This window comes from Pseudomonas fitomaticsae (genome assembly GCF_021018765.1).
GTDB lineage: Bacteria > Pseudomonadota > Gammaproteobacteria > Pseudomonadales > Pseudomonadaceae > Aquipseudomonas > Aquipseudomonas fitomaticsae.
The window spans coordinates 6,093,079-6,106,161 of sequence record NZ_CP075567.1 but is presented as its reverse complement, the minus strand read 5'-3'; the positions used below and the strand labels follow the sequence as shown (position 1 = coordinate 6,106,161).

Sequence of the window (13,083 nt, the reverse complement as noted above, 5' to 3'; positions counted from 1 at the left end):
TCAGTCCGTCAAACCCATTACTCGCCGGTAAAACCGCCATTCCTGCTCCAGCGCATGGGCCTGGTTGGCGGCCCGGCGGAAGCCGTGGCGTTCATCGGCGTAGTAATGCGCTTCGACTTCGATGCCGTTTCGCTCCAGGGCCGTGACCATGTCGCGGGTCTGTTGCGGCACGACCACGGCGTCCAGTTCGCCCTGAAAGAAAATTACCGGCACGCGAATGTTGCCTGCGTGCAGCAGCGGCGTGCGGGCCGCATAGCGTTCGGCGTCTTGCTCGGGATTGCCGATCAGCCAGTCCAGGTAATCGCCTTCGAATTTGTGTGTCGCGCGGCCGAGGGCTACCGGGTCACTGACGCCGTACAAGCTGGCGCCGGCGCGGAATACCTGGTGGAACGCCAATGCACAAAGCGTGGTGTAACCACCGGCGCTGCCGCCACGGATGAATGCACGTTCGCCGTCGATCATGCCGCGTTCGGCCAGATAGGCCACCACTGCGCAGGCATCCTCGACATCCACTGCGCCCCAACTCAGATGCAGGGCCTGTCGATACTCCCGGCCATAGCCGCTGCTGCCACGGTAATTGAGGTCGGCGACGGCGAAGCCGCGTTGCGTCCAGTATTGGATGCGCGGGTCGAGCATCGGGTAGCAGGCCGACGTCGGGCCGCCGTGGATGAACACCACCAGCGGCGGTTTAGCATCGCCATTCGTGGCCGGGTAAAAGAAACCGTGGGCTTCACCCGAACCGCTGGGATAGCGCAGGGTTTGCGGGCGGCTGATGCGTTCGGCTGGCAGCGGTGCGACACCGCCGGCCAGGACATTCACTTCACGCGATTTGCGATCGATGGCGATCACCGCAGAAGGGCTGATCGGTGACGCAGCAATGCAGTAAATGATCTGATCATCGACAGCCAGATGACGGAAGCGGCTGTAGTCGCCGGTGAAGTCTTCGCCGTTAAGCGCCAGGTGGCCGAAACCTCCTTCGCTCCAGCTCGCCAAAAAGCCTTCGTCGGTGGGCAGCCAGGTGCAGCCGCCAAGTTGCCATGGGGCTGGTGCGTGATCGGCTTCGGCGCTAGCCAATGGTTGAAAGCCGTTTGCCGACTCGACCCACGGTTGCCAATATCCGCCACGATCGGTCAGACAACCCAGTCGGCCATTGGCATCGAAGCGCGGTTGCTGGATCGACTCTTCAAGCGCTTCACCCGCCACACAACGCGGGGCGGACAATCCATTGGACGAGCGCTCGGCGATCATCAGTCGGGTGGATGTCCACGGCTGATGCGGACGGCTCCACTCGATCCACGCCAGGCGTTGGCCGTCCGGGCTGATGATTGGCGATGCATAAAAATCCGCGCCTTCAACCAGCGTATGGCCGTCGCCATTCGCCAGATCGACAGCCACCAACCGATGGCAATCACCGTTCTCTTCAACGGCCAGCACCTGCCCGTTGGCAAAATGCACATCACCATATCGGCATTCCCCGGACGTCAATGCCACGGGCTCGCCGTCCAGCGTCTGTCGGTACAGTTGCTGATCCGCCTCGTTGACGAAAACAATCCCGTCAGGCGTCAGACAAAACGCCCCGCCGCCATATTCGTACACCCGGCTACGCACGCTGAAACCCGCAGGCGTCAGACACTTCGCCAGGCCATCGCGCCAATGCCAGATCCGGCAGGCGGCGTCCGTCGGGCGATATTCATTCCAGAACAAACCATGGGCGCCAAGTTGCAGCTCGGCGAAATCCACGCCGGCTGCAACCGCAGCGGTGGCGCTGAAAGGCTCAGCCTTTGGCGATGAGGCGCGAGTTTCGTTCATTGCGAAAGGCCAGTTGTTCAATGGTCTGGGTGGCGTGCTCGGCTTCTTCGCGGGCCTTGAGGATCACGCCGTGATGTTCGGACTTGCTGCACACCGGGTCGGCATTGCTCGCATCGCCGGTGAGCATGAAGGCCTGGCAGCGGCAGCCGCCGAAGTCCTGTTCCTTTTCGTCGCAGGAGCGGCACGGCTCGGGCATCCAGTTATAGCCGCGAAAACGGTTGAAGCCGAACGAGTCGTACCAGATGTGCTGCATGCTGTGGTCGCGCACATTGGGAAATTGTACTGGCAGCTGTCGGGCGCCATGACAGGGCAGGGCAGTGCCGTCCGGAGTGACCGTCAGAAACAGACTGCCCCAGCCGTTCATGCAGGCTTTCGGGCGCTCTTCGTAATAGTCCGGGGTGACGAAAATCAGTTTGCACGGATGCCCTTCGGCTTCCAGTTTGGCGCGGTATTCGTTGGTGATGCGTTCGGCGCGGACCAGTTGTTCCTTGGTCGGCAGCAGCCCTACACGATTGAGCTGCGCCCAGCCGTAGAACTGGCAGGTGGCGAGTTCGACGAAGTCGGCCTCCAGCGCAATGCACAGCTCGATGATGCGGTCGATCTTGTCGATGTTGTGCCGATGGGTGACGAAGTTCAGCACCATCGGATAGCCGTGGGCCTTCACGGCGCGGGCCATTTCCAGTTTCTGTGCGAAGGCTTTTTTCGAGCCGGCGAGCAGATTGTTCACTTGCTCGTCGCTGGCCTGAAAACTGATCTGGATGTGATCGAGCCCGGCTTTCTTGAAGTCGCTGATCTTCTGCTCGGTCAGGCCGATGCCGGAGGTGATCAGGTTGGTGTAGAAGCCCAGCTGACGCGCTTCGCGAATCAGCTCGGCGAGGTCTTGTCGCACCAGCGGTTCACCACCGGAAAAGCCCAGTTGCGCCGCGCCCATCTCCCGCGCCTCGCGGAACACCTTGATCCACTGCTCGGTGCTCAGCTCTTTGCCCTGCTCGGCGAAATCCAGCGGATTGGAGCAATACGGGCATTGCAGCGGACAGCGGTAAGTCAGCTCGGCGAGCAGCCACAGCGGCAGGCCGACTTCCGGTTTGGCCGGGACTTGCACCGATGACTCAGGCAAGTTCGATCCAGTGCTGCGCACGGGCAACCTCCATGAATTGCTCGATGTCGTCACCGAGCTCGGGCACGCCGGGGAACTGTCTGTCGAGTTCGGCGATGATCGCCGCGACGTCCCGTTCACCGTCGATCAGGCCGCCGATCAGCGCGGCACTTTCATTGAGCTTGATCATGCCTTCCGGGTACAGCAGCACGTGGCCTTTCTGGGCCGGTTCGTACTGGAAGCGGTAGCCGGGACGCCAGGTCGGGGTCTTGCTGCGGTCGAAACTCATAAGGCGATTCCTTTATGCCAGACCCGTTGATCGGTGACGCTGTGATACGGCGGGCGGTTCAGTTCGTAGGCCATGCTCATGGCATCGAGCATGCTCCAAAGGATGTCCAGTTTGAACTGGAGAATTTCCAGCATGCGCTCCTGACCTTCGCGGGTCTTGTAATGCTCCAGCGTAATCGCCAGACCATGCTCGACATCGCGTCGGGCCTGGCCGAGACGGGTGCGGAAATATTCGTAGCCGGCCGGGTCGATCCACGGGTAATGCTGTGGCCAGCTGTCGAGCCGCGACTGGTGAATCTGCGGCGCGAACAGCTCGGTCAGCGAGCTGCTGGCGGCTTCCTGCCAGTTGGCGCGGCGGGCGAAGTTGACGTAGGCGTCGACGGCGAAACGCACGCCGGGCAGCACCAGTTCCTGGGAACGCAATTGATCCGGATCGAGCCCGACGGCCTGCCCGAGACGCAGCCAGGCTTCGATGCCGCCGTCTTCGCCGGGGGCGCCGTCGTGGTCGAGCAGGCGCTGAATCCACTCGCGGCGGATCTCGCGGTCCGGGCAGTTGGCGAGGATCGCTGCGTCTTTCAGGGGGATGTTCACCTGATAGTAGAAGCGGTTGGCGACCCAGCCCTGGATTTGCTCGCGGGTGGCCCGGCCTTCATACATCGCCACGTGATACGGGTGATGAATGTGGTAATAGGCGCCCTTGGCGCGCAGGGCCGCTTCGAATTCGGCGTGGGACAGCGGGGTGTCGGTCATTGCGGTTCTCCGGGCGATTCGTTACAGGACGATGCTCATGCCGTCATACGCCACTTCAACATTTCGCCGAACCAGTTCAGCGCGCTCCGGGGAGTCTTCGTCGAGAATCGGGTTGGTGTTGTTGATGTGGATAAGCACCTTGCGTTGCTCGGGAAGCTGTTCCAGCACTTCGAGCATGCCGCCGGGGCCGTTCTGCGCCAGATGGCCCATCTCGCGGCCGGTGCGGGTGCCGACGCCACGACGCTGCATTTCATCGTCGTCCCACATCGTCCCGTCCACCAGCACGCAGTCGCTGCCGGCCATGATTTCCAGCAGCGGCGCGTCGACCTTGCCCAGGCCCGGCGCGTAGAACAGCTTGCCGCCGGTGCTGAGGTCTTCGACGATCAGGCCGATGTTGTCGCCCGGGTGCGGGTCGAAGCGGTGCGGCGAGTAGGGCGGTGCGGCGCTGCGCAACGGCAGTGGGGTGAAGCGCAGGTTCGGGCACGCGGCGACGGTGAAGCTCTGGTCAAGTTCGATGCGGTTCCAGTCCAGCCCGCCGTTCCAGTGTTTGAGCATGGTGAACAGCGGGAAACCGGTGCTCAGGTCTTCGTGGACCATGTCCGTGCACCAGACTTGATGCGGGCAACCTTCGCGCAGGCTGAGCAGACCGGTGGTGTGGTCGATCTGGCTGTCCATCAGGATGATCGCGCTGATGCCGGTGTCACGCAGGGCCCGGCCCGGCTGCATCGGGGCGAAGCTCTGAAGCTGCGCGCGGATGTCCGGCGAGGCGTTGCACAGCACCCAGTTCACGCCGTCATCGGAAATCGCGATGGACGATTGGGTACGGGCCTGGGCATTCAGGCTGCCGTCGCGAAAACCGGCGCAATTGACGCAGTTGCAGTTCCACTGCGGAAAACCGCCACCGGCGGCCGAACCCAGAATCTGGACGAACATGAACGCTCCATCATTTCAACGCTGAAAATAAAACGCCCCGGCGAGCCGAGGCGTTGCACTGCAGTGTTCTGCTTGAGGCAGGACTCAGCGGCTGGCGAAGTACATGGTGACTTCGAAGCCGATGCGCAGGTCGGTGTAAGCAGGTTTGGTCCAAGCCATCGGGTGACTCCTTTTTCAGGTGGGTGAGATAGCGCTATCCATAGGTATAGTCCACGGCAGCGCAGGGATGTTCCAAATAGTTAGGTGGCTATGTTACTCAAAATTTCAGAGGGTTTGCCCGTGAATCTTTGAGAAAGCTCCTTGCAGCCCCGGTAATGATCATTTTGCCGCTTGCCAGGGCGCGCCCGGCGAAGGGCTGTTGGACAGGCCGTGCCAGCCGCCTTCGGCGCAGATCAGACGTTGTGCGGCGGCCAGCAATGTCGGGCGAGCCAGTTGAGCGATAGCGCTGCGCAGCTGGGTCAGATAATCCGACGAGTGGCCGGCGAGTCGGGCCTGCCACAGGAGTTCGGCAGCGTCCTTGCCGGACAGGACGTTGTCATCGAACTGATCGGCAAGCGCCTTGCGTTGCCGGGCGAGGCTGGCGTCATCGAGTTGTTCGACAAGGGCTGGCAGGTCATCGAGAAACTGCTGAATGTGGCCGAGCAATTGCTCGACGGTGGCCGTGGGCGATTGCACGCCGAACAGCAAGCCGGTCTGGCCGTGTAGCTGACGCAGGCCGCTGAACACCGCATAACCCAGTTGCAGTTCGACTCGCAGGCGTTGGTAGAACGGTGTCTGGCACAGGTGGGCGAGCAGGCGCCACGCGGCTTCGTCGGCGATTTCGTGGCTGGCGGTCGGGCAGAACAGCAGCAAGGCGTGTTCGCTGGACGCGCTGTCGATCTGACTCCACCGGTATCCGGCGTTGATGACAGACGGTGCGGGAATTTGATTATCCGGGATGCCCGGGATGCGACTCAGGGCCAGGCCCATGGCTGACTGGGTTTGTGGGTTGAGCCCCAAAGCCAGACCGTCCCAGCGGGAAGTTGTCCACAGGTGTACGGCGTCATCGGATTCGCCTACCGCTGGCAGGCGCTGTTCGGGTAGTACTTTGAGCAGTTGGCGGATCGGTATCAGCGCAGGTTGCGGTTCGCCTTTTGCGGAATCGGCGCCCACTTGTGTCAGAGATTTCAGCGCGTGCTCCAGCACAACGGGCAGCGTGTCCTGCAGGCCGGTGAGTTTCAGCAGCCACTGATTTCCCGTGGCGCTGAAGGACAATTCGACCCCGGCCTGACGCGCGTCATCGGAAACGTCCCGCAGACTTCGTTGCAGTTTCACTTGCAGCTCGGCCGTGGCCGACGCTTCCGTCTGCCAGCGCACATACACCGCACCTTCGTCGCCGTTGTCCGGCAACGCCTGGCTGAATTGCATCGGCGAGCGTTCGCGGCGGCTGCGCGAGCGATCCTGAGCGAACGTGCGCAGGCCACGGTGGGCGCTGGTCTGGCCGCGGATGAGGCCGGCGTTGGCCAGCGGTTCGGCTGAGCGCAGGAACGGATTGGCGGCGGGCAGATGCCAGTGGCTGCTGAAGTTATCCACAGTGCCGATTTTGCCGAGAATCACTTTGAGCGCTGCAACGGCCGTATCGGACATGCCGCTCTCGAGTTGTTCGCTGTCGGGTCGGGCCTGTTGCAGTGCGCCGCTGACCTGCTGCTGTCGTTCAAGCAGCGTTGCGTACTCCTGACGCAACACCGGCCAGTCCTGCTGCGCTGCGAAGAAGCTCAACCAGTCGAGAAACTGTGCGCGGATGGCGTCAAGTAAACCGGATGCCGCCGTGAATTGAAGATGCAGCAAAGCTTGCTCAGCAAATTGATACAGCACAGAGGCCTGTAAATCTTCCGCCAGACCCTGCTGCTGCAAATGCGCGAGCAAGCCACCGGGTTTGGCGCTGTTCAACCAGTGACAGAAAAACGCCAGTGCCTCGGCCGACGACTCCGGCAAATCCTCCAACGCAAACAACAGATTGCCGTGCCGCTCGCCGACCTGTTGATAACTTTTCTGTGGATTGTCCATCAAGCAAACGGGGGCTGCCTGTGCAGTTTTATCCCCAGCTGTCAGCGCGGCGGCAAACTGTTCTGCCAGCGTTCTCAGCTCTTCAACACTTTGCGGCCCGACCAGACTCAGGATCATTTGCCCGGTGCGGTAAAACTGCTGGTGGAAGTCTTTCAACGCCTGTTGAAAGTCTGCTTGCTCCACCGGCAGACTGTCGCGGTTCCCGGCGTGGAAACCTCGCAAAGGATGCGCGGCCGACAATCCCTCGAACAGCGCCTCTTTCTGCTGAGCCGCCGCATCCTGCGACCACGCGACAAACTCCGCCTGCAACACTTCCCGTTCCCGCAACTGATCGTCCGTATTCATACGCGGATGGGCGAGCATGTCTGACAGACGCTCCAGTCCACCGCTGAAGGACGTTGGCGGCAATTCAAAAAAGAAATCAGTGGTGCGTTCGCGAGTGCTGGCATTCACCTGACCGCCGTGACCTTGCACGTAGGCCATCAGCCCTTGCCGTGCAGGAAAACGCTCGGTGCCGAGAAACAGCAAATGCTCAAGGAAATGCGCCAGCCCCGGCCACGCCAACGGCACGTCATGACTGCCGGCAGCCACCCGTAACGCGGCGGCGCTGCGCTTCAGACCTGGCACGTGACGCAGGGTCACGCGCAAGCCGTTGGCCAGGGTTTCGGTGTGGGGGCGGGGGTGAGTCGGCGCAGGCATGGGCACTTCCAGAACAGTGAAGTGCCAATGCTAGCGGATTAGCGCTTGTTGAGCGCGTCGTAAAGTTCGGGGCGGCGGTCGTTGAAGTAGCGGTTGGCGCTGCGGGAGTCGACCATCAACTGGCGATCCAGCTCACCGACGATTAGTGCTTCGTCCAGTCCGGCCTGGGCGATGCGGCTGCCATCCGGCGCCGCAATGCTGCTTTGCCCGCAGTAATGAATGTCGTCTTCGTGGCCGCAATAATTGGCGTAAGCCACGTAGCACTGGTTTTCGAAGGCCCGGGAGCGTACGGAAACATCGGCAATGAAATCGAAAGGAATCATGTTCGCGGTCGGCACCAGAATCAGCTCGGCGCCTTCCAGGGCCAGGCGTCGGGCGTTTTCCGGGAACTCCAGGTCGTAGCAGATCAGGAAACCGAGCTTCCAGCCGTTGAGTTCGACGATGGGAAACTCGCCATCGCCGGGGCTGAACATCGAACGATCCAGATCGCCGAACAGATGCGTCTTGCGGTAATTGCACAGGCGTTCACCGTTCGAATCGATCAACTGCACGGCGTTGTAGATCTGACCTTCGGCGGTGCGCTCAGGGTAACCGTAGAGAATCGCCAGACCGGCAGCCTTGGCGATTCGTCCTACTTGCTGCGCCCACTCACCGTTGTAGACCTCGGCCAATGTCGCGACCGCCTCCTTGCCGATGTTGTAACCGGTCAGGAACATCTCCGGCACCACCAGCAGGTCGGCGCCTTTGGCCTCCATCGCCAGTTGTTGCAGGCGCTGGAGGTTGGCAGCAGGTTCCAGTGGCAGCGGTGGACATTGGTAAAGGGCTACACGCATCAGGGATTCCTCTTACTCGGGCAGGGCGATCGGGCCGATGTCGTTGAACACATCACCCGGGCCGGGGTTCTCTTTATGTGTGGACCCGCCGAAGTGCTTCATGATTCCCCACACCGCGTTGAGCGAGGTCTGTACTGCGCCTTCGACCCACGCTGGTGTCCACGATACGTCGTCGCCGGCAATGAAAATCCCGCGCTGCTCCGGCGGCATGTCGTCCTGCATGAAGTGCGCGTACATGCGCTGGTTGTAGCGATAGTGGCCGGGCAGGGCACCCTTGAACGCGCCGAGGAAGTGCGGGTCGGCTTCCCACGACACGGTGATCGGATCTCCGATGATCCGCGCCGCGATGTCGACTTTCGGGTAGATCTTCTTCAGCGCATCCAGCGCCAGTTTCACGCGTTTTTCCACCGGGTGCGGGAGCATCTTTAGCGCGTCGCTCATCCACGAGTAAGACAGGCAGATCACGCCCGGTTTGTCGTCGCCGTTGTCGAACAGGTAAGTGCCACGGGTCAGGCGATCGGTGAGGGTCATGCTCATCAGGTCGCGGCCGGTTTCCGGGTCCTTGTCCTTCCAGAACGGGCGGTCGACCATCACGAAGGTCTTCGACGATTGCATGTAGCGAGTACGGTCCAGCGCCATCCACATCTTTTGCGAGAACAGGCTTTCGTCGCATTCGATCTGGGTGGTCAGCAGCCAGCTCTGGCAGGTGGTCAGTACGGCAGCGTATTCGCGGGTGTCGCCGTTGTTGTCGGTGACCGCGAAACGTCCGTCAGGTGCATGGGCGATTTTCTTCACCCCGGAGCGCGGTGCGCCGTGGTGCAGCGATTTCAGGCTGGTGCCTTGTGGCCAGTGGACGCAGCGCTCCGGTGCATGACGCCAGATGCCTTGTGGCACTTGTTCCACACCGCCGACCACCAGGTGCTGGTGATCGTCGCAGTTGGTCATCACCACGCGGAAGATTTCCAGCATCGAGTTGGGGAAGTCCGAGTCCCAGCCGCCGGTGCCGAAACCGACCTGACCGAACACCTCGCGGTGGTGGAACGATAGCTTGGCGAAGGCTTTCGAGGTGGCGACGAAGTCGTAGAACGTGCGGTCGTCCCACAGCGGTACGAGGGTGTTCCATAACTCCTTGAGGCGTGGCACGTCGCGGTCGCGAATCGCTTGCTGGATATCGGAGAACTGCGAACCGGCCTCCAGAGCGTCGGCCCAGGCGTCAGCCACTTCCTGGAACAGTGCAGGAAGATCCTTCAGGCTTTGTGCGTAATGGGTTTTGCCTTCCAGGTCGATCACGGTGCTGCCGGAAGCCGGCGTCAGCGGGTTGGGGAAGGGCTTGGTTTCCAGGCCGAGCTTGTCGACATAGTGATAGAACGCGGTGGAGGACACCGGGAAGCGCATGCCGCCGAGCTCGGCGACGATCCCGTCAGTGCCGTTGAACGCTTGGGAGCGCAGACGGCCGCCAAGCTTCGAGGCCTCATACACGACGGGTTTCAAGCCGAGTTTCATCAGCTCATACGCCGCCACCAGGCCGGCGATACCGGCCCCGACGATTGCCACTTCGGCACCGTGGTTGTGCTCGGGAATGCTCCCCAGACCGGCGGGGTGTTCGATCCAGTCGTCGAAGGCGAAAGGAAAGTCCGGGCCGAAAATGGTGATCGGTTTCTTACCGTCTGCAGGATGGCGATTGTTCTTGTTCATGGCTGACCTTGCTGGCGACCCGACGCTGGAGGCGCGTCTGAGTATAGGAAAAGATGCCAGCCATTCTAGGGAGCGTAGAACACGTTAATAAGACGCAATGTGTCGTCGTTTTGAGTGCATGTACTGCAATATGACGATCTGATTGGTCAGACTGGATGCCCGCGATCAATCTTGCTGCTGAGGATGATCGAGGTCGTGGTTTTCTCTACACCGTCTACGCTGCCGATCTGATCCAGAAGCTGATCAAGCTGCTCCGGTGAATCGGTTCGCAACCACGCTACGTAATCAAATTCGCCACTCACCGCGCACAATTGCTGCACCTGAGCCATTGCGCTCAACCGCCGCAACACTTCTTTACCAGAGCGCGGCTGCACCTTGATCCCGACATACGCCTGCAAACCACCATCCACCACGCGTTGGCCGAGGCGCACACCATAACCGGTGATGACCTTGGCCTTTTCCAGCCGCGCCAGTCGCGAAGTCACGGTCGTGCGAGCAATCCCCAATTGTCGGGCCAGCATCGCCACGCTCTCGCGGGCATTGATTTGCAGGGCAGCGATCAGCTGGCGGTCGATTTCATCGAGCACGGGTGGGCGGATGTCGGGCAAGGGCAGGCTCCAGCGGTATGGATCAATGGGGCTGCATGTTACAGGCTCGTCACGCGAGGCGCTTGTAAGCGCTGATTGAGTGGCGGGGGATTAGGCAGTCACCGGATCGGGGGATTTTGCTGAAACAAAAGAACAGACAAATGATTTGACTTGCCTGCTGCCTTTATCAAAAATGGCCTCAAGAGCGCGAAATCTGCTGCCTTGCAGGGCTTCAGCAGACGTAGGTACCTCAGCGATGCTGCAACATCGGTGTAAGGTGAGACCTCTTCATCCCATTTCCTGAGGATGCCAATATCAGGATTCAAATATTCGAGGGGAGCCAACAGGCTCCCCTTTTTGTTTGTCCTGAAGAACGTATCTCTTGTAGAGAGGCTCGCCCTGGCGGTGCTTGTTCATCGCTCTAGCCGGGGCATGCATGAAGTTCCACAGGACGTGTCCGTGCCTGACATCTACCACCACGAGCATGTCATTCTTTGCCTCGTAGGCATTGATGAAGGCCATGCGGTATCCGCCGTTGTCGTACAGCACTCTCCATATTTCAAACGGCCCCGTCAGCGTATCAATCGCATGCCGGACGTAGCGCTCTCGTGAGTCAGCGCGTTTTTCGACGATGTGGGCGAGCTTGTCCCTCATGACCGCAACGTTTCCGATCGGGGTGAGGAAGGTGACTGCGAGCAACGCCTCATCGATGAATCCGAAGTGAGCCAGGAGAATTCTGAGGGCTCCTTGCGCATCGTCTGCCCTTTTCACTTCATCAATTGCTGCTGAGCGAAGCTCCCTGGCCAGCGTACGCAGGTCGGGCAAAGCTAAGTCGATCCATGTTTGTTGGCCACTAGATTCTTTTATCAGTGGCGCAGCATTCACGAGCATGAAAGTAATCCTTGGCGGACAGCGGCGCCCGGAGATTACTCGTTCGGAGAAAAGGCCAGCAAGGCCGAAAACCGAGTGAAAACACAGCTTGGGAAATAACCTACAGACCTTGCGGTAGTCTTCCGAACGTTGCGCTTGTGAAGAACGTAAAACACCAAACGACAGGCGAAAAAAAGCCGCGCGAGTGCGCGGCTTTTTCATGTTTGGTGGGCCCACACGGACTTGAACCGTGGACCAAAGGATTATGAGTTGCAGAGCTAGGCAGTATGCCTAGCGAAATCACTCAAAGCTGGATGTACGTTAGCATAGCTGGAGGCCAGGTAATACAGGGGTTTGAGCGTAATTTTGAGAAGGTTACCCAAGCTGGGTACTGTACCGTGGCTGTACTGCTTCGGAGAGGAAGCGCCGGCAGAATCCAAAATCATTGCTCCGCTGGTTTACTGTGTCTCCAACTGGCGTCACCTTATGCTAAATTTGCGTCAAAGTGCCATCAGTGCGGTAAATTTCGCTTGGTCAGCGCCTGCCTCAAAGGACATGAGCTGTACCTCAGCCTGGTGCTCCAAACGACCCCTCACGCTGGGGTCGATGGTGGAAATTACTGACAACAAGGAGAGTGTTTTGCCACTTGATCTAAATCTGTATGTCGATGGTACCGTTGATATCGAATCCTCGTGCTTGACTATACAAAAGGTAAGAGCGGGGCGGCGTACATTTTTAAAATCGGACTACAATGGTAGAAAACTTTCAAGGTATATAGGTGGTAAATTACCCTATCACTACCGTTCCCCAGAAAAAATTGGCGAAGATTTCGGCGCAGAGCATGACGCCTTGGAAATGGTATGGTCGCTGTTCGCACAAGCCCCTACTACACCAAAATTTCAAAATAGTCATTGTGGAGAGATATTGTCATCTATATACCTAGAGGAAGTTCTTGGGTATAGAAAACTATATAGTAAGCTTACTTTGACATCATCTGAAAATACTAATGTTCATAAAATGGACGGTTTTTTTGTCAAAACAGATGGTGTTGAGTTTGAATATTTGTTAGTGGAGGCAAAAAGTAGCATACTCCCAACTGATAAAACCAAATTCTCAGGGCATAGGCACGGCATTCTCAAGCAAATGCTGGAGTCGATAGATGGATACGGCAAGGAAGATGAGCGGTTTGATTTTGCTAAAATCAGAGATAATTTGTCTGCATCGTTTTCCGAAAAAGAAGCCCGTCAAATAAAGAAAGACTTAATTCCCCCTGGGCCTATGAAGTGCTCTTTTCTTGGTGTCGCGGTGGTCAACTCATCGACAGTGCATTGTGCGGATGATGACTTTATTGTGAGTTCAGTAATTGCATATCCGTTTGAGTTTTCAGCAATCGTTGTAGATGATCTGGCTGCGCTTGCTCGTGAGTCGTATCATTATGGAAAGACCGTCATGGACGCAATAGCGGGAAATTAATATT

At 59.2% G+C, this 13,083-nt stretch carries 12 protein-coding genes; 1 reads left to right on the top strand and 11 read right to left on the bottom strand.

Going from position 1 to position 13,083, the window contains the following annotated elements; genetic code table 11:
- The 11 genes from KJY40_RS27760 to KJY40_RS27710 all read right to left on the bottom strand — a co-directional run bounded on the left by KJY40_RS27760 (position 1) and on the right by KJY40_RS27710 (position 11,828).
- Positions 1-1,809: a S9 family peptidase gene (locus KJY40_RS27760; protein ID WP_230733879.1), complete on the bottom strand. Its 1,809-nt coding sequence runs from the start codon at positions 1,807-1,809 to the stop codon at positions 1-3.
- Positions 1,775-2,947, bottom strand: a complete 1,173-nt coding sequence (pqqE, locus tag KJY40_RS27755) for a pyrroloquinoline quinone biosynthesis protein PqqE (protein WP_230733878.1) — start codon at positions 2,945-2,947, stop codon at positions 1,775-1,777. Before pqqE ends, KJY40_RS27760 begins: the two co-directional genes overlap by 35 nt.
- Positions 2,919-3,194 (bottom strand): pyrroloquinoline quinone biosynthesis peptide chaperone PqqD, encoded by a 276-nt coding sequence (gene pqqD / locus KJY40_RS27750; protein WP_007959876.1) that lies wholly within the window; start codon positions 3,192-3,194, stop codon positions 2,919-2,921. The genes pqqE and pqqD overlap by 29 nt, the downstream gene beginning before the upstream one ends.
- Positions 3,191-3,943, bottom strand: a complete 753-nt coding sequence (pqqC, locus tag KJY40_RS27745) for a pyrroloquinoline-quinone synthase PqqC (RefSeq protein WP_230733876.1) — start codon at positions 3,941-3,943, stop codon at positions 3,191-3,193. The genes pqqD and pqqC overlap by 4 nt, the downstream gene beginning before the upstream one ends.
- 21 nt (positions 3,944-3,964) lie before the next feature.
- Positions 3,965-4,876: a pyrroloquinoline quinone biosynthesis protein PqqB gene (gene pqqB / locus KJY40_RS27740; RefSeq protein ID WP_007959878.1), complete on the bottom strand. Its 912-nt coding sequence runs from the start codon at positions 4,874-4,876 to the stop codon at positions 3,965-3,967.
- A gap of 84 nt (positions 4,877-4,960) precedes the next feature.
- A complete protein-coding gene (gene pqqA / locus KJY40_RS27735) occupies positions 4,961-5,035 on the bottom strand; it encodes a pyrroloquinoline quinone precursor peptide PqqA (RefSeq protein WP_003444522.1) in 75 nt (24 codons plus the stop codon).
- A gap of 159 nt (positions 5,036-5,194) precedes the next feature.
- A complete protein-coding gene (gene pqqF, locus KJY40_RS27730) occupies positions 5,195-7,621 on the bottom strand; it encodes a pyrroloquinoline quinone biosynthesis protein PqqF (protein ID WP_230733874.1) in 2,427 nt (808 codons plus the stop codon).
- A 38-nt stretch (positions 7,622-7,659) separates the two neighbouring features.
- A complete protein-coding gene (locus tag KJY40_RS27725; RefSeq protein ID WP_230733873.1) occupies positions 7,660-8,454 on the bottom strand; it encodes a carbon-nitrogen hydrolase family protein in 795 nt (264 codons plus the stop codon).
- Positions 8,455-8,466: 12 nt separating this feature from the next.
- Complete coding sequence (locus KJY40_RS27720; protein ID WP_230733872.1) at positions 8,467-10,149, bottom strand: flavin monoamine oxidase family protein; 1,683 nt, start codon at positions 10,147-10,149, stop codon at positions 8,467-8,469.
- 146 nt (positions 10,150-10,295) lie between these two features.
- On the bottom strand, positions 10,296-10,757 hold the full coding sequence (locus tag KJY40_RS27715) for an Lrp/AsnC family transcriptional regulator (RefSeq protein WP_007959884.1): 462 nt from the start codon (positions 10,755-10,757) through the stop codon (positions 10,296-10,298).
- Positions 10,758-11,051: 294 nt separating this feature from the next.
- Positions 11,052-11,828, bottom strand: coding sequence for a PBECR2 nuclease fold domain-containing protein (locus tag KJY40_RS27710; protein WP_230733871.1), 777 nt, complete (start codon positions 11,826-11,828; stop codon positions 11,052-11,054).
- 387 nt (positions 11,829-12,215) lie between these two features.
- Here KJY40_RS27710 and KJY40_RS27705 point away from each other — a divergent pair, with 387 nt between their 5' ends.
- Positions 12,216-13,079: a Hachiman antiphage defense system protein HamA gene (locus KJY40_RS27705; RefSeq protein ID WP_230733870.1), complete on the top strand. Its 864-nt coding sequence runs from the start codon at positions 12,216-12,218 to the stop codon at positions 13,077-13,079.
- The last annotated feature ends 4 nt before the right edge of the window (positions 13,080-13,083 follow it).